The organism is Streptomyces olivochromogenes (assembly GCF_021538895.1).
GTDB lineage: Bacteria > Actinomycetota > Actinomycetes > Streptomycetales > Streptomycetaceae > Streptomyces > Streptomyces olivochromogenes_A.
Genome location: NZ_JADDRL010000056.1, coordinates 12834 through 28803, shown reverse-complemented (window position 1 = coordinate 28803; position 15970 = coordinate 12834). Strand labels below are relative to the sequence as shown.

Genomic DNA, 15970 nt, shown 5'->3' with positions numbered 1-15970 from the left:
CAGACCTATTGACCCGTGGTCCAGACCTTTCTATTCTCGCGGCACTGTGGGCGTGAAGGCTCAGTCATGCCCCTGACACCCCCGACAAAGAGGGAGGCGCAGCATGCGCTTCAGACACAGAGCCGCGGCAGGGTTCGCGACCCTGTTGCTCCCCCTGGCCGGACTGGTCGGCCTCGCGAGTCCCGCCCAGGCCGCGACGACGGCCACCGCCACCTACGCCAAGACCCAGGACTGGGGCACCGGCTTCGAGGGCAAGTGGACCGTCAAGAACACCGGCACCACGGCCATCAGCTCGTGGACGATCCAGTGGGACTTCCCCTCCGGCACGTCCGTCACCTCCGCCTGGGACGCGGACGTCACCTCCTCCGGCACCCACTGGACCGCCAAGAACAAGTCCTACAACGGCTCCATCGCCCCGGGTGCCTCCGTCTCCTTCGGCTTCAACGGCGCCGGCTCCGGCTCGCCCTCCAACTGCAAGCTCAACGGCGACAGCTGTGACGGCACCACCGTCCCCGGCGACGCGGCACCCTCCGCGCCGGGCACCCCGACCGCGTCGAACATCACCGACACCTCGGCGAAGCTGTCCTGGTCGGCGGCGACCGACGACAAGGGCATCAAGAACTACGACGTGCTGCGCGACGGCTCGAAGATCGCCACCGTCACGACGACCTCGTACTCCGACACCGGCCTGAGTGCCGGCACCGACTACTCCTACACCGTCCAGGCCCGCGACACCGCCGACCAGACCGGTCCGGTCAGCGGCGCGGTCGCGGTCCACACCACCGGCGGCGGCACCAATCCCCCGCCCACCGGCAACAAGGTCAAGCTCGGCTACTTCACCGAGTGGGGCATCTACGGCCGCAACTACAACGTCAAGAACCTGGTGACGTCCGGCTCGGCCGCCAAGATCACCCACATCAACTACGCCTTCGGCAACGTCACCAACGGCCAGTGCGCGATCGGCGACTCCTACGCCGACTACGACAAGGCCTTCACCGCCGACCAGTCGGTCAGCGGCGTCGCCGACACCTGGGACCAGCCGCTGCGCGGCAACTTCAACCAGCTGCGCGAGCTGAAGGCCAAGTACCCGAACCTCAAGGTGCTGTGGTCCTTCGGCGGCTGGACCTGGTCCGGCGGCTTCGCTCAGGCGGCGGCCAACCCGACCGCCTTCGCGCAGTCCTGCTACAACCTGGTCAAGGACCCGCGCTGGGCCGATGTCTTCGACGGCATCGACATCGACTGGGAGTACCCGAACGCCTGCGGTCTGTCCTGTGACACCAGCGGGGCGGCGGCCTACAAGAACCTGATGTCCGCGCTGCGCGCCAAGTTCGGCTCGAACAACCTGGTCACCGCCGCGGTCACCGCCGACGGCTCCTCCGGCGGCAAGATCGACGCGGCCGACTACGCGGGTGCGGCCCAGTACGTCGACTGGTACAACGTGATGACGTACGACTTCTTCGGCGCCTGGGCGGCGCAGGGCCCGACGGCCCCGCACTCCCCGCTCACCTCGTACAGCGGCATCCCGACCGCCGGCTTCACCACGGCCGACGCGATGGCCAAGTACAAGGCGAAGGGCGTGCCCGCGAGCAAGCTCCTGATAGGCATCGGCTTCTACGGCCGCGGCTGGACCGGCGTCACCCAGGACGCCCCGGGCGGCACGGCCACGGGCCCGGCGGCCGGCACCTACGAGCAGGGCATCGAGGACTACAAGGTCCTCAAGACGTCCTGCCCGGCCACGGGCACCGTCGCGGGCACGGCGTACGCGCACTGCGGCAGCAACTGGTGGTCGTACGACACTCCCGCCACCATCAACAGCAAGATGGCGTGGGCCAAGTCCCAGGGACTGGGCGGCGCCTTCTTCTGGGAGTTCAGCGGTGACACCAGCAACGGCGAACTGGTGAGCGCCATCAACTCCGGGCTGTCGTAACGGAGTTAAAGCTCACTAAGCGACATTGACGCTCCCCCAGACTTCGTCCGGGGGGACCCCCACCCAGCGAGTGAATGTGGCTACGCCACATTCACTCGCTGTCCGGGCGGGGCTGCTTCCAGCCACGCGAGAAATCCGGTCAGCGCGTCTTCGCTCATGGCGAGTTCGAGGCGGATGCCCCGATGGGTACAGGCCAGGATGACGGCGTCGGAGAGCAGCGCCAGTTCCTCCTCGCCCTCGGGGAGGCGGCGGCCGGCCACCTCGATCTGCGCGCGTTCCAGGACGCGGCGCGGCCGGGGGGCGTACGAGAAGACGCGGTACCACTCGATCCGGTCGCCGTTGTAGCGGGCGACGCCGTAGCTCCAGCCCTTGCCGTTGGCGTCGGGTTTCTCCGGTACGTCCCAGCGCAGGCTGCAGTCGAAGGTTCCGCCGGAACGCTGGATGAGTCTGCGCCGCAGGCCGAACAGGAAGAGTCCCACCACCACGAGCGCGACCACGACTCCGCACACAGTCAGAGCGAGGACCATCGGCACCGACCTCCTCGTCTCCTAGGTAACGGAACGGAAAAAACACCCACATCTGCCTCAGCCGCGGCTGGTACCGGATTGCTCCGGTCCCAGCCGCGGCTGAGTGTCGTCATCACACACAGCGCTCCCCCAGAGCCTAAAGGCCTGGGGAGGCGCCCTCGGTCAGCGCGACGTCGCGGCACGCAGACGGACGTCCGCGCGACGCTCGGCGGAGGCGTCGGCCTCCTCCTTCGCGCGTTCGAGCGCCCGCTCCGCGCGCTGGACATCGATCTCGTCCGACAGCTCGGCGATCTCGGCCAGCAGCGACAACTTGTTGTCCGCGAACGAGATGAATCCGCCGTGCGCCGCCGCGACGACCGTTCCACCATCACTCGTACGGATGGTCACCGGGCCCGACTCCAGCACACCGAGCAGCGGCTGGTGACCGGGCATGACGCCGATGTCGCCGGACGTGGTGCGCGCGACGACCAGGGTGGCCTCGCCGGACCAGACCTGGCGGTCCGCGGCGACCAGCTCGACGTGCAGCTCAGCAGCCAAGGGTGGCTCCTCGGGTCACCACCCGGCGGTAGTGCCGGGTGTTGGGGTCAATTCTAATGGGCGTGGAGAGAGGGGCTGGACACACCCCGCGGGGATGCGTCCATGCCCCTCTCATATGAGCACGGGGCTCAGGAGACGCCCAGCTCCTTGGCGTTGGCCTTGAGGTCCTCGATGCCGCCGCACATGAAGAACGCCTGCTCGGGGAAGTGGTCGTACTCACCGTCGCAGATCGCGTTGAACGCGGCGATCGACTCCTCGAGCGGCACGTCCGAGCCGTCCACGCCGGTGAACTGCTTGGCGACGTGGGTGTTCTGGGACAGGAAGCGCTCCACACGACGGGCACGGTGGACGACGAGCTTGTCCTCCTCGCCGAGCTCGTCGATACCGAGGATCGCGATGATGTCCTGGAGGTCCTTGTACTTCTGCAGGATCGTCTTCACGCGCATGGCCGCGTTGTAGTGGTCCTGCGCGATGTACCGCGGGTCCAGGATCCGGGACGTGGAGTCCAGCGGGTCCACGGCCGGGTAGATGCCCTTCTCGGAGATCGGACGGGACAGAACCGTCGTCGCGTCGAGGTGGGCGAAGGTGGTGGCCGGGGCCGGGTCGGTCAGGTCGTCCGCGGGGACGTAGATCGCCTGCATCGAGGTGATCGAGTGACCACGGGTTGACGTGATGCGCTCCTGGAGGAGACCCATCTCGTCGGCCAGGTTCGGCTGGTAACCCACCGCGGAGGGCATACGGCCGAGCAGCGTGGAGACCTCGGAACCGGCCTGCGTGAAGCGGAAGATGTTGTCGATGAAGAACAGCACGTCCTGCTTCTGGACGTCACGGAAGTACTCGGCCATGGTGAGGCCGGCCAGCGCGACGCGCAGACGGGTGCCCGGGGGCTCGTCCATCTGACCGAAGACCAGAGCGGTCTTGTCGATGACGCCCGAGTCGCTCATTTCCTCGATGAGGTCGTTGCCCTCACGGGTGCGCTCACCGACACCGGCGAACACGGAGACACCGTCGTGGTTGTTGGCGACGCGGTAGATCATCTCCTGGATGAGCACCGTCTTGCCGACGCCGGCGCCGCCGAACAGACCGATCTTGCCGCCCTTGACGTACGGGGTCAGCAGGTCGATGACCTTGACGCCGGTCTCGAACATCTCGGTCTTCGACTCGAGCTCGTCGAAGTTCGGGGCCTTGCGGTGGATGCCCCAGCGCTCGCCCTCGTAACTCTCGTCGACGTTCAGCACCTCACCGAGGGTGTTGAACACCTTGCCCTTGGTGAAGTCACCGACGGGCACCGTGATGGAGTTGCCGGTGTCGGTGACCGCGGCCTGGCGGACCAGACCGTCGGTGGGCTGCATGGAGATGGTGCGGACCAGGCCGTCACCCAGGTGCTGGGCGACCTCCAGGGTCAGCGTCTTCTTCTCGCCGGCGTTGGCCGGGTCGGCCACCTCGACGTGAAGGGCGTTGTAGATCTCCGGCATCGCGTCGACGGGGAACTCCACGTCGACGACCGGGCCGATGACCCGGGCGACGCGGCCCGTAGCCGTCGCGGTCTCAACAGTGGTGGTCATTTATCGGTCACTCCCCGCGGTCGCGTCGGCCAGGGCGCTCGCGCCACCGACGATCTCGCTGATTTCCTGGGTGATTTCGGCCTGGCGGGCCGCGTTGGCAAGACGGGAGAGCGTGTTGATCAGCTCGCCCGCGTTGTCGGTGGCCGACTTCATCGCGCGCCGCGTGGCGGCGTGCTTCGAAGCGGCCGACTGGAGCAGCGCGTTGTAGATCCTGCTCTCCACGTAGCGCGGCAGCAGCGCGTCGAGGACGTCCTCCGCCGACGGCTCGAAGTCGTACAGCGGAAGGAGCTCGCCCTGGGGCTTCTCCTCCGCGACCTCTTCGAGACGCAGCGGCAGCAGACGGGCGTCGAGCGCCGTCTGCGTCATCATCGAGACGAACTCGGTGAAGACGATGTGGAGTTCGTCCACGCCACCGTCGGCCGCGTCCTTCTCGATGGCCTCGATCAGGGGCGCGGCGACCGTCTTGGCGTCCGCGTACGACGGCTCGTCGGTGAAGCCGGTCCACGACTCCGCGATCTTGCGCTCGCGGAAGTTGTAGTGGGCCACACCGCGGCGGCCGACGATGTACGTGTCGACCTGCTTGCCCTCGCGCTCCAGGCGCTCGGTCAGCTGCTCCGCCGCTTTGATGGCGTTGGAGTTGAAGGCACCGGCCAGACCGCGGTCGCTCGTGAGGAGCAGGACCGCGGCACGGGTCGGGTTCTCCGTCTCCGTGGTGAGCGGGTGCTTGGTGTTCGACCCGGTACCGACCGCCGTGACCGCGCGGGTGAGCTCGGTCGCGTACGGCGTGGAGGCCGCCACCTTGCGCTGTGCCTTGACGACACGCGAGGCGGCGATCATCTCCATCGCCTTGGTGATCTTCTTGGTCGCGGTGACGGATCGGATGCGACGCTTGTAGACCCGGAGCTGGGCTCCCATGAGTCAGGTCCCTTCCTTACGTCACTTGGACACGGAGACAGCCGGAGCGTCCTCGCCGAGCAGCTTGCCGTCGGAGGTCTCGAACTGCTTCTTGAAGTCCACGATGGCGTCGGCCACGGCCGTCAGCGTGTCGTCGGACATCTTGCCGCCCTCCTTGATGGAGGTCATGAGGCCCTGCTCCTTGCGGTGCAGGTACTCCAGGAGCTCCTTCTCGAAGCGGCGGATGTCGGCGACCGGAACGTCGTCCATCTTGCCGGTGGTGCCGGCCCAGACGGAGACGACCTGGTCCTCGGTGGACATCGGCTGGTACTGAGCCTGCTTCAGCAGCTCGACCATGCGCTGACCGCGCTCCAGCTGCGACTTCGAGGCGGCGTCCAGGTCGGAACCGAAGGCGGCGAACGCCTCCAGCTCACGGAACTGGGCCAGGTCGACGCGGAGACGGCCGGAGACCTGCTTCATCGCCTTGTGCTGCGCGGAACCACCGACTCGGGAGACGGAGATACCGACGTTCAGCGCGGGGCGCTGACCGGCGTTGAACAGGTCCGACTCCAGGAAGCACTGGCCGTCGGTGATGGAGATGACGTTGGTCGGGATGAACGCCGAGACGTCGTTGGCCTTGGTCTCGACGATCGGCAGACCGGTCATCGAGCCGGCGCCCATGTCGTCGGAGAGCTTCGCGCAGCGCTCCAGCAGACGGGAGTGCAGGTAGAAGACGTCACCGGGGTAGGCCTCGCGGCCCGGCGGGCGGCGCAGCAGCAGCGACACGGCGCGGTAGGCGTCGGCCTGCTTCGACAGGTCGTCGAAGATGATCAGGACGTGCTTGCCCTCGTACATCCAGTGCTGGCCGATGGCCGAGCCGGTGTAGGGCGCCAGGTACTTGAAGCCGGCCGGGTCGGACGCCGGGGCGGCGACGATGGTCGTGTACTCCAGCGCACCGTTCTCCTCCAGCGCGCGGCGGACCGACGCGATGGTGGAGCCCTTCTGACCGATGGCGACGTAGATGCAGCGGACCTGCTTGTTCGGGTCACCCGTGCGCCAGTTGTCACGCTGGTTGATGATCGTGTCGACGGCCAGGGCGGTCTTGCCGGTCTGGCGGTCACCGATGATCAGCTGACGCTGACCACGGCCGACCGGGGTCATCGCGTCGACGGCCTTGTAGCCGGTCTCCATCGGCTCGTGCACCGACTTGCGCTGCATGACCGTGGGGGCCTGCAGTTCGAGGGCACGACGACCGCTGGTCTCGATCTCGCCGAGGCCGTCGATCGGGTTGCCGAGCGGGTCGACGACGCGGCCGAGGTAGCCCTCGCCGACCGCGACGGAGAGGACCTCACCGGTGCGCTGCACCGGCTGACCCTCCTCGATGCCGCTGAACTCACCGAGGACGATGGCGCCGATCTCGCGCTCTTCCAGGTTGAGCGCGAGGCCGAGGGTGCCGTCCTCGAACTTCAGCAGTTCGTTGGCCATGGCCGAGGGCAGGCCCTCGACCTTCGCGATGCCGTCGCCGGCAAGGGTGACCGAACCGACCTCCTCGCGCGAGGCCGCGTCCGGCTTGTACGACTGGACAAAGTTCTCCAGCGCGTCCCGGATCTCCTCCGGCCGGATCGTGAGCTCCGCCATCTGGGTTCCCTGCTCTCCTTGTTGGGCCCGAAGTTTCACTTGGGGGGGATGGGGACTCCCCCCTGAAAGAGGTGAATCCTCTGCACGGCCCAACCAGGGCCGTATGCGTACGTACTGCTGTTCTTGAATTCCGCGTTGCCGGAGCTAGCTCGCCATGCGGCGGGCCGCGTCCTCCAGCCGGTCCGCGAGGGAACCGTTGATGACCTCGTCACCGACCTGCACCCGGATCCCGCCGACGACCTCGGGGTCGACGTCGAGGTTGAGGTGCATCGCGCGGCCGTAGAGCTTCGCGAGGGCGGCGCCGAGGCGCTGCTTCTGCGGGTCGCTCAGCGGGACCGCCGACGTGACGACCGCGACCATGCGGTCCCGGCGCTCGGCGGCGAGCTTGGAGAGGGACTCCAGGCCCGACTCCAGGCTACGTCCCCGCGGCGCGGTCACAAGGCGCGTCACCAGACGCTCGGTGGTGGCCTGCGCCCGGCCCCCGAGGAGGCGGTGCAGCAGCTCGACCTTCGCCGAAGCGGCGGCGGAGCGGTCCGTCAGCGCGGCGCGCAGCTCGGTGTTCGAGGAGATGATCCGGCCGAACCGGAACAGCTCGTCCTCGACGTCGTCCAGCTTGCCGGTCTTCTGCGCGGCGGTGAGGTCGGCGATGTCCGCCAGCTCCTCCAGCGCGTCCACCAGGTCGCGGGGCTGCGACCAGCGGGAGCGCGCCATCCCGGCCACCAGGTCGGCGGCCGGGCCGCTGACCTGTCCGCCGATCAGTCGCTGGACCAGCTCGGCCTTGGCCTCACCGGCCTGCGCCGGGTCGGTGAGGACCCGACGCAGCGACACCTCGCGGTCGAGCAGCGCGGTGACCGCCGCCAGCTCGTCGGCGAGCCGCGTCACGTCCGCGGACGTGGTGTCCGTCAGCGCGTCGAGACGCTCGCGCGCGGCTGCCAGTGCCTCGCGGCTCGCTCCGTTCATCGAGCCGCCTCGGCCTTCTCCTCAAGCTCGTCGAGGAAACGGTCGATCACACGGCTCTGGCGGGCGTGGTCCTCGAGGGACTCGCCGACGAGCTTGCCGGCCAGTTCGGTGGCGAGCTTGCCGACGTCCTGACGCAGCGCGGAAGCGGCGGACTTGCGGTCGGCCTCGATCTGCGTGTGACCGGCGGCGACGATCTCCTCGCGCTGACGCTGGCCCTCGGCCCGCATCTCGGCGATGAGCGTGGCGCCCTGCTCCTGAGCCTCCTGGCGCAGGCGCGCGGCCTCGTGCCGGGCCTCGGCGAGCTGAGCCTTGTACTGCTCAAGAACGCTCTGGGCCTCGGTCTGCGCGGCCTCGGCCTTCTCGATACCGCCCTCGATCGCCTCGCGGCGCTGCTCCAGAACCTTGTTGATGTTCGGAAGGAGCTTCTTGGCGAGGAAGCCGAAGACGATGACGAAGGCGATCAGGCCGATGACGAGCTCTGGGATCGGCGGGATGAGGGGGTTCTCGGCCTCCTCAGCCGCCATCAGAACCAGGGGGCTCATATCAGTGCCTTTCGTCTAATGGTGCGCGAGAGTCGGATCAGCTGCTCGGGTAGACGAACGGCATGACCAGACCGATCAGGGCGAGCGCCTCACAGAAGGCGAAGCCGAGGATCTGGTTGGCGCGGATCAGGCCGGCCGCCTCGGGCTGGCGGGCGAGGGCCTGCGTGCCGTTACCGAAGATGATGCCGACGCCGACGCCCGGGCCGATCGCGGCGAGGCCGTAACCGATGGAGCCGAGGTTGCCCTTGATCTGGACAGCGGCCAGGGTCTCGTGCAGAACGGACATGCCGGTTCTTCCTTCTCTTTCAATGACCGGTGGGGGTTGGCCACCGGATGTCATGGGTGGGTGGTCGGGTTGGCGCTCAGTGGGACTCGGCGAGCGCACCCTGGATGAAGCTGCAGGTCAGCAGTACGAAGACGTAGGCCTGGACAGCCTGGATGAAGAGCTCGAAGGCGGTCATCACGATGACCATCACGAACGAGACACCGGAGTAGGCAATGCCGATGCCGTTCAGCATGTACCAGCTGGCGATCGTGAAGAGCAGCAGGAGGGTGTGACCGGCGAACATGTTCGCGAAGAGTCGCACGGCGTGGGTGAAGGGCCGGACGAGCAGGTTCGAGAAGAGCTCGATCGTCATCGACAGCGGGAGTACCGCACCGAGCGACTTGTCGTAGCCGGTGAAGTTCTTGAAGGCACCGACGAAGCCGTGCCGCTTGAAAGTCAGCGAGACCCAGAGGATGTAGACGATGCCCGCCAGGACCGCGGGGTACGAGATGATCGCGGTCACCGGGAACTGGGCGACCGGAATGATCGACCAGAGGTTCATCATCCAGACGAAGAAGAACAGCGAGACGACGAGCGGGACGTACTTCTCGCCTTCCTTCTTGCCGATGGTCTCGTAGACGACGCCGCGGCGTACGAAGTCGTAGCCGGCCTCAGCCACCATCTGGAGCTTGCCCGGGACGACCTTCGGCTTGGCGAAGGCGGCCCAGAAGAAGCCCACGATGATGATCGACCCGAGCAGCGCCAGCAGCATCGTCTTGTTGAAGTACACGTTGCTGTCCGCGTCGCCGAAGAGCGGCTGGAACAGGAACGAGTGCAGGCCCGGAGCCGGGAAGCCACACCCGTCGAACAGGTGACAGCTCGTATCGAAAGCGAGCGTCTGCGTCGGGTCAGCACTCACCGCGGGCTCCTTCATCGTGGCGCATAGGTACGGCAACCTCGTTGTGTCGGCGCGGCGTACGGCCGCGGTTCGGCACGGGACTGGTGTTACGGATGTGGGGGCGGCTGTAGGGCATCTCGCCTCGCGATTGAGCAGGCGTCAGCTCGGATGCCCGCGCCAGCGATGCCGCAGTTGGCACCGGACGATAGCAGGATCTCTCGTGTGCCTTTATCCCGGCCCTACCTCTCACGACGAGTGCCCTGTCTTCTCGGACTTGTCGGGCTCGACGTAGAGGATCTTGGCCTTCATGTGGGCCCTGGTCTGCGCGGCGATCCACGTCAGGGTGGCGACCACGAGGACGATGGCGAAGGCCCGGGGGTTGAACAGCGTCGTGTTCTTGAAAGCTGCGACGAAGATGAACAGCAGCAGCAGCTGAGCCGCGTAGAGCATCAGGCCCATCATCTGGAACAGCTGCGGAAAAGATTTGGCGGTGCGCTGCAGCACGTAGAGCCCGATGCCCATGAAGAGCATCACCACCACCGTCGCGACGGCTGCCCCGATCGCCCCCTTGCCGCCCGCGACCACTCCGCTGACGACGGCAGCGATCGCGCCGACGGCAGCCGTGGGTACGGCGGCCTGAGCCAAGATCCGGGCGTCATTGGACGGCATGGCGGCAACTCCGCTTTCACAGGGGGGCAGGGTGTCGTCATGGACGAGCGTAGTCCCGGACCGAGAGGTGAAGACCTCATGCCAATGGACCGTCGCATCACGGTCCTTCGGCTCTATCCGGGGTTCTCGTGAACCGTATCACAAACTATTTGATGAGGTCTTTACCTGGTAGGTGTGCTTGCTGTCACACATGAGAGTGACAGTGCCCGTCTGTGCAAAAACCGAGCCGCCTTGTCTGGTATTGGGGGGGTTCGCTCCCCCACGACTTGGCAATGCTCTAGTCAGATTCTTACCTTGCCGCCCTTACCGAGACGCGAACGGGGGCCGAGGGCGGTCGCCCCGTTGACGCCCAGACCGGCGGTGACCGAGGCGGACTCCTCCTCCTCGACCGGCTCGACGCTCTCCTGAACGGCGTCGGACGCATCGGCGTCCGCGGCGGCATCACCGGCGTCAGCAGCCGTGTCGGTCGCCTCCACGGAGGCGGCGGCAAGGGACTCCGCGGCCCGCCCGCGGCGCCGGTAGCGCGGCGGCACCACGTGCTCCGCCCAGCGCGGGGCGCGCGGCGTGAAGCGCGGCAGCAGGAGCAGTACCAGGCCGATCGCGCTGAGGAACACCACGCCGAGGACGATCCACATGGACGCGGAGTTCACGGAGTAGGCCAGGGCGCCGAAGCCGATCAGCGCCGACCAGAAGTACATGATCAGCACGGCCCGGCTGTGCGAGTGGCCGATCTCCAGCAGCCGGTGGTGCAGGTGCCCGCGGTCGGCGGCGAACGGCGACTGGCCGCGCCAGGTGCGGCGCACGATGGCCAGCACCAGGTCGGCGGCGGGCACCGCGATGATCGTCAGCGGCAGCAGCAGCGGGATGTAGACGGGCACCGTCTGGTGCACGGCCGCCTTCTCGGAGCCGGTGAACAGCGCCAGCGCGTCCGGGTCGACCTGACCGGTGATCGAGATCGCGCCCGCGGCCAGCACCAGGCCGATCAGCATCGAGCCGGAGTCGCCCATGAAGATCCGGGCCGGGTGCATGTTGTGCGGCAGGAAGCCCAGGCACATGCCCATCAGGATCGCGGCGAACAGCGTGGCCGGGGCGGCGGACTCGATGCCGTACGAGTACCAGATCCGGTACGAGTACAGGAAGAACGCGGCCGCCGCGATGCACACCATGCCGGCGGCGAGGCCGTCGAGGCCGTCGACGAAGTTCACCGCGTTGATCGTGATCACGACGAGCGCCACCGTCAGGAGCGTGCCCTGCCACTGGGTGAGCGCCACGTTGCCGACGCCCGGGATGGGCAGCCACAGGATCGTCAGACCCTGCATGACCATCACGCCCGCGGCGATCATCTGGCCGCCCAGCTTGATCAGCGCGTCGATCTCGAACTTGTCGTCGAGCACCCCGATCAGCCAGATCAGCGCCGCCCCGGAGAGCAGCGCGCGCGGCTCGTTGGAGTTGGCGAAGACCTGGTTGAGGTTGGTGAGGTGGTCGGCGACCAGCAGGCCCGCGCACAGGCCGAAGAACATCGCGATACCGCCGAGGCGCGGAGTGGGTTCGCGGTGCACGTCACGTGCCCGGATCTCCGGCATGGCTCCGGCCACGATCGCGAACTTCCGTACCGGCCCTGTCAGCAGATACGTCACCGCGGCCGTGATGCAGAGCGTCAGCAGGTATTCACGCACGGGCTTCCCCACAGGTCTCGCTGGCCATCTCAGCCCCACACCCTAGCGACGTACGCATATCAGTGGGGACTTCCGGGTAGCGACGATGGTTGCACGCGTGGCTGTGTACGTGGCTGTACTCCCGTGCGTCTACCCCCGCTCAGCCGGGATACGGCGGAAATCTACCGGCCAGCTCGCGCACCTCGTCACGCGCCCCTGTGCTGTCGATCTCACTTCGCAGCACCCCCGCCATCAGCACCGCTATGCGTGCCATCTCCGGCTCCCCCATGCCCTGCGTGGTCACCGCGGCCGTGCCCAGGCGCAGCCCGCGGGAGTCCCCGTGCGGCAGTGCGCAGCAGTCCAGCACCATCCCGGCGGCCGCGAGCCGGCCGCGTGCGGCGCGGCCGTCGAGTCCGAGCGGCCCCGGGTCGGCGGTGATCAGGTGGGTGTCGGTGCCGCCGGTGGTGACGTGGAAACCCTCGTCGGCCAGCTCGGACGCCAGCACCCGGGCGTTGGCGACGACCTGGTGGGCGTACGCGGCGAAGGCCGGGGTCGCCGCCTCGCCGAACGCGACGGCCTTCGCGGCGATGGTGTGCATCTGGGCGCCGCCCTGTGTGAAAGGAAACACGGCCCGGTCGACGCGCTCGGCCAGCTCCGCGCCGCACAGGATCATCCCGCCACGCGGGCCGCGCAGCACCTTGTGGGTGGTGGCGCACACGATGTCGGCGTACGGGACCGGGTTGGGCGCCGCTCCCCCGGCGACCAGGCCGATGGGGTGCGCGGCGTCGGCGATGAGGAAGGCGCCGACCTCGTCGGCGACCTCCCGGAAGAAGGCGTAGTCGATGTGGCGCGGGTAGGCGATGGAGCCGCACACGATGGCCTTGGGCCTGCGGGTACGGGCCAGGGTGCGCACCTGGTCGTGATCGATGAGGCCGGTCTCCGCGTCGACGCCGTAGCCGACGAAGTCGAACCAGCGGCCGGAGAAGTTCGCCGGGGAGCCGTGCGTGAGGTGGCCGCCGTACGGCAGCCCGAGGGCGAGGACGGTGTCGCCGGGCCGCAGCAGGGTGGCGTACGCGGCCAGCACCGCGGAGGACCCCGAGTGCGACTGGACGTTGGCGTGGGCGGCGCCGAACAGCGCCTTGGCCCGTTCGACCGCGAGGCGCTCGGCGACGTCGACGATCTCGCAGCCGCCGTGGTGACGGGCCCCGGGATACCCCTCGGCGTACTTGTTGGCCAGCGGCGAGCCCAGCGCGGCCAGCACCGCCGGGGACGTGAAGTTCTCGGCGGCGATCAGCTGCAGCGACGTCGACTGCCGGTCGAGCTCACCCAGCAGGATTCCGGCCAGCTCGGGGTCCTGCCGCCGCAGGACATCGGTCTCAAGGGTATGGGTGACCGACATGGCGGGCTCCCGGGCGGTCGACGGTGACGTAGGTCCAATGTAGGCCCGGTCCGCGCGCCCTGCGCGGCGGCTTCGGCCACCGGTGCGCTCGCCGCCCCGGACAGTCGCTTCGGCGGGGACGCGGGCCACCACGCCGTCCCGAAGGGCGGCGGGGTCGCCCGCGTCACGTCCGCGCGGCGACCCCCGTCAGCGCCGTGACCACCGGATCCAGCGCCTGGTGTATCTCGTCGCCGACCGAACGGAAGAACGTCAGCGGCGCGCCGTACGGGTCGTACACCTCGTCGGCCTCCGCCGTGGGGGCCAGCAGCCAGCCGCGCAGCGCCGCGGCGGCGCGGACCAGGGCGCGGGCGCGGGCCACCACGCCGTCCTCCAGGGGCGGCAGGGTGGCCGGGTCTATGGCGCGCACCAGGCGGGTGAACTCCTTCAGCGTGAAGGTGCGCAGGCCCGCCGAGTGGCCCATGGAGATGACCTGGGCGCGGTGGTCGCGGGTGGCCGTCAGCACGAGGTCGGCCATGATGACGTGCTCGTCCAGGAGCTCCCGGCCGACGAAGCCGGAGGCGTCCGCGCCGAAGTCGGCCAGCACGGCCTCCGCGTTGGCCTCCATGGGCGCGCCCTCGTGGCCCCAGGTGCCCGCGCTCTCCACGATCAGCGCGCCGCCGAGCACGCCGAGCCGCTGCGTCACGAAATGGCGGGTCAGCCGCTCGGTGATCGGCGAGCGGCACACGTTGCCGGTGCTGACGTGGAGGATCCGGAAGCAGTCGCGCGGAAGCCCGACGAAGGTGGTCGTGATCTCCGCGGCACGTTCCCCGTTGCCTATGCCACGCATGGGGGTGCCCCCTGCTCGAGCGAAGTCGAGAGCTTGGGGGATTCAGGGGCTGTCAATTCGCCACCTCAAGGTCGGGTACGACCTTCCGCAGCTCCTCCGCCGTGATCGCGCCCGCGCGCAGCAGCAGCGGCACGTCGCCGGTGACGTCGACGATCGACGACGCCACGTTGCCGGGGGTCGGGCCGCCGTCCAGGTAGACGGAGACGGAGTCGCCGAGCATCTGCTGGGCGGCGTCGCAGTCCTCCGGCGCCGGGTGGCCGGTCAGGTTCGCCGACGACACGGCCATCGGGCCGACGTCGGTCAGCAGCTCGATGGCGACCGGGTGCAGCGGCATGCGCACGGCGACGGTGCCACGGGTGTCCCCGAGGTCCCACTGCAGGGACGGCTGGTGCCGGGCGACGAGCGTGAGACCGCCCGGCCAGAAGGCGTCGACCAGCTCCCAGGCGAGCTCGGAGAAGTCCGTGACGAGCCCGTGCAGCGTGTTCGGGGAGCCGATCAGCACGGGGGTGGGCATGTTGCGGCCCCGCCCCTTGGCCGCCAGGAGGTCGGCGACGGCCTCCGAGGAGAACGCGTCGGCGCCGATGCCGTACAGCGTGTCCGTCGGCAGCACCACGAGTTCGCCACGGCGGACCGCGGACGCGGCTTCGCGCAGACCCGTCACGCGGTCGGTCGCGTCGTTGGTGTCGTATCGCCGTGCCATGTCTAGCGGGCCTCCTCGTACACGTAATGCGGGACTACAGCAAACACAGAAACCACAGAAACCACAGAAACCACAGAAAACACTGTCGGCGGGGTGCTCACGGCAGCGCCCGGCGGGCGGTTGCGAACCGTGGGCGCTTGTTGAGGTCGGGGTGGTCGGCCGCGTCGGCCCAGCCCCGCTCCTCGGTGAAGATCCACGGCACCTGGCCACCCTGGGTGTCGGCGTGCTCGATCACGACGACACCGCCGGGCCGCAGCAGCCGGTGCGCGGTGCGCTCCAGGCCGCGGATCAGGTCGAGGCCGTCCTCGCCGGAGAACAACGCGAGCTCCGGGTCGTAGTCACGGGCCTCCGGGGCGACGTACTCCCATTCGGTCAGCGGGATGTACGGCGGATTGGAGATGACGAGGTCGACCTGCCCGTCGAGGTCCCGGAAGGCGTCCAGGGCGTCGCCCTGGCGCAGGTCGACCCTGGACCCCTCGACGTTCTTGCGCGTCCACTGGAGGGCTTCCTCGGACAGCTCCACGGCGTGCACGCGCGAGCGCGGGACCTCCTGGGCGAGGGCCAGCGCGATGGCACCGGAGCCGGTGCACAGGTCGACGATGAGCGGCTCGACCACGTCCATGGCGCGCACGGCGTCTATGGCCCAGCCGACCACCGACTCGGTCTCCGGCCGCGGCACGAAGACGCCCGGACCGACCTGGAGCTCCAGGTACCGGAAGTAGGCCAGCCCGGTGATGTGCTGCAGCGGCTCGCGCTGCTCACGCCGGGCGATGGCCTCCCAGTACCGGGCGTCGAAGTCGGAGTCCTTCACGGAGTGCAGCGCGCCCCGCTTCACGCCGTGCACGAACGCGGCGAGCTCCTCCGCGTCGTTGCGCGGCGAGGGCACGCCGGCGTCGGCCAGCCGCTGGGTGGCCTGGGCCACCTCCGCGAGCAGCAGGTTCACGCAAGTCCTCCGGAAGTACTCGTCC

General features: G+C 68.6%; 16 protein-coding genes. 1 reads left to right on the top strand and 15 read right to left on the bottom strand.

Annotated features, from left to right (window positions below; translation table 11 throughout):
* The first annotated feature begins 103 nt into the window (after window positions 1-103).
* Window positions 104-1927, top strand: a complete 1824-nt coding sequence (locus IPZ69_RS26345; RefSeq protein ID WP_235456976.1) for a glycoside hydrolase family 18 chitinase — start codon at window positions 104-106, stop codon at window positions 1925-1927.
* An 80-nt stretch (window positions 1928-2007) separates the two neighbouring features.
* On the opposite strand, the gene IPZ69_RS26340 is transcribed toward IPZ69_RS26345, so the two are convergent.
* The 15 genes from IPZ69_RS26340 to prmC form a co-directional block, all read right to left on the bottom strand.
* Window positions 2008-2454 carry a DUF2550 domain-containing protein gene (locus IPZ69_RS26340; protein WP_235456975.1) on the bottom strand — a complete coding sequence of 149 codons (447 nt, stop codon included), beginning with the start codon at window positions 2452-2454 and terminating at the stop codon, window positions 2008-2010.
* A 162-nt stretch (window positions 2455-2616) separates the two neighbouring features.
* Window positions 2617-2991: a F0F1 ATP synthase subunit epsilon gene (locus IPZ69_RS26335; protein ID WP_235456974.1), complete on the bottom strand. Its 375-nt coding sequence runs from the start codon at window positions 2989-2991 to the stop codon at window positions 2617-2619.
* 128 nt (window positions 2992-3119) lie between these two features.
* Window positions 3120-4556, bottom strand: a complete 1437-nt coding sequence (gene atpD, locus IPZ69_RS26330; protein ID WP_235456973.1) for a F0F1 ATP synthase subunit beta — start codon at window positions 4554-4556, stop codon at window positions 3120-3122.
* The gene (locus tag IPZ69_RS26325) at window positions 4557-5471 is read right to left on the bottom strand and encodes a F0F1 ATP synthase subunit gamma (RefSeq protein WP_235456972.1); all 915 of its coding nucleotides are present in this window, start codon (window positions 5469-5471) and stop codon (window positions 4557-4559) included.
* Between the two features lie 21 nt (window positions 5472-5492).
* Window positions 5493-7088 carry a F0F1 ATP synthase subunit alpha gene (gene atpA, locus IPZ69_RS26320; RefSeq protein WP_235456970.1) on the bottom strand — a complete coding sequence of 532 codons (1596 nt, stop codon included), beginning with the start codon at window positions 7086-7088 and terminating at the stop codon, window positions 5493-5495.
* Between the two features lie 144 nt (window positions 7089-7232).
* Window positions 7233-8048 carry a F0F1 ATP synthase subunit delta gene (locus IPZ69_RS26315; RefSeq protein WP_235456968.1) on the bottom strand — a complete coding sequence of 272 codons (816 nt, stop codon included), beginning with the start codon at window positions 8046-8048 and terminating at the stop codon, window positions 7233-7235.
* On the bottom strand, window positions 8045-8590 hold the full coding sequence (locus IPZ69_RS26310; protein ID WP_235456967.1) for a F0F1 ATP synthase subunit B: 546 nt from the start codon (window positions 8588-8590) through the stop codon (window positions 8045-8047). The genes IPZ69_RS26315 and IPZ69_RS26310 overlap by 4 nt, the downstream gene beginning before the upstream one ends.
* A gap of 37 nt (window positions 8591-8627) precedes the next feature.
* Window positions 8628-8876: a F0F1 ATP synthase subunit C gene (locus IPZ69_RS26305; protein ID WP_235456965.1), complete on the bottom strand. Its 249-nt coding sequence runs from the start codon at window positions 8874-8876 to the stop codon at window positions 8628-8630.
* 76 nt (window positions 8877-8952) lie between these two features.
* On the bottom strand, window positions 8953-9789 hold the full coding sequence (gene atpB / locus IPZ69_RS26300; RefSeq protein ID WP_235456963.1) for a F0F1 ATP synthase subunit A: 837 nt from the start codon (window positions 9787-9789) through the stop codon (window positions 8953-8955).
* 210 nt (window positions 9790-9999) lie between these two features.
* Entirely contained in the window at window positions 10000-10422 is a 423-nt protein-coding gene (locus IPZ69_RS26295; protein ID WP_235456961.1) for a hypothetical protein, read from the bottom strand.
* 281 nt (window positions 10423-10703) lie between these two features.
* Entirely contained in the window at window positions 10704-12098 is a 1395-nt protein-coding gene (locus tag IPZ69_RS26290; protein ID WP_235456960.1) for an MraY family glycosyltransferase, read from the bottom strand.
* A gap of 139 nt (window positions 12099-12237) precedes the next feature.
* The gene (gene glyA, locus IPZ69_RS26285) at window positions 12238-13476 is read right to left on the bottom strand and encodes a serine hydroxymethyltransferase (protein ID WP_235456958.1); all 1239 of its coding nucleotides are present in this window, start codon (window positions 13474-13476) and stop codon (window positions 12238-12240) included.
* Window positions 13477-13639: 163 nt separating this feature from the next.
* Entirely contained in the window at window positions 13640-14302 is a 663-nt protein-coding gene (locus IPZ69_RS26280) for an arsenate reductase/protein-tyrosine-phosphatase family protein (RefSeq protein ID WP_235456957.1), read from the bottom strand.
* Window positions 14303-14354: 52 nt separating this feature from the next.
* Window positions 14355-15002, bottom strand: a complete 648-nt coding sequence (locus IPZ69_RS26275; protein WP_235456956.1) for an L-threonylcarbamoyladenylate synthase — start codon at window positions 15000-15002, stop codon at window positions 14355-14357.
* Window positions 15003-15099: 97 nt separating this feature from the next.
* Window positions 15100-15945 carry a peptide chain release factor N(5)-glutamine methyltransferase gene (prmC, locus tag IPZ69_RS26270; RefSeq protein WP_235456955.1) on the bottom strand — a complete coding sequence of 282 codons (846 nt, stop codon included), beginning with the start codon at window positions 15943-15945 and terminating at the stop codon, window positions 15100-15102.
* Between the last annotated feature and the right edge of the window lie 25 nt (window positions 15946-15970).

Coding starts and splice junctions, on each gene's coding strand:
- IPZ69_RS26305 (WP_235456965.1), bottom strand. CDS start 8,876: ATGTCCGTTCTGCACGAGACCCTGGCCGCTGTCCAGATCAAGGGCAAC.
- IPZ69_RS26315 (WP_235456968.1), bottom strand. CDS start 8,048: ATGAACGGAGCGAGCCGCGAGGCACTGGCAGCCGCGCGCGAGCGTCTC.
- IPZ69_RS26340 (WP_235456975.1), bottom strand. CDS start 2,454: ATGGTCCTCGCTCTGACTGTGTGCGGAGTCGTGGTCGCGCTCGTGGTG.
- IPZ69_RS26295 (WP_235456961.1), bottom strand. CDS start 10,422: ATGCCGTCCAATGACGCCCGGATCTTGGCTCAGGCCGCCGTACCCACG.
- atpD (WP_235456973.1), bottom strand. CDS start 4,556: ATGACCACCACTGTTGAGACCGCGACGGCTACGGGCCGCGTCGCCCGG.
- IPZ69_RS26325 (WP_235456972.1), bottom strand. CDS start 5,471: ATGGGAGCCCAGCTCCGGGTCTACAAGCGTCGCATCCGATCCGTCACC.
- IPZ69_RS26275 (WP_235456956.1), bottom strand. CDS start 15,002: ATGGCACGGCGATACGACACCAACGACGCGACCGACCGCGTGACGGGT.
- IPZ69_RS26345 (WP_235456976.1), top strand. CDS start 104: ATGCGCTTCAGACACAGAGCCGCGGCAGGGTTCGCGACCCTGTTGCTC.
- atpB (WP_235456963.1), bottom strand. CDS start 9,789: ATGAAGGAGCCCGCGGTGAGTGCTGACCCGACGCAGACGCTCGCTTTC.
- IPZ69_RS26310 (WP_235456967.1), bottom strand. CDS start 8,590: ATGAGCCCCCTGGTTCTGATGGCGGCTGAGGAGGCCGAGAACCCCCTC.
- IPZ69_RS26280 (WP_235456957.1), bottom strand. CDS start 14,302: ATGCGTGGCATAGGCAACGGGGAACGTGCCGCGGAGATCACGACCACC.
- atpA (WP_235456970.1), bottom strand. CDS start 7,088: ATGGCGGAGCTCACGATCCGGCCGGAGGAGATCCGGGACGCGCTGGAG.
- glyA (WP_235456958.1), bottom strand. CDS start 13,476: ATGTCGGTCACCCATACCCTTGAGACCGATGTCCTGCGGCGGCAGGAC.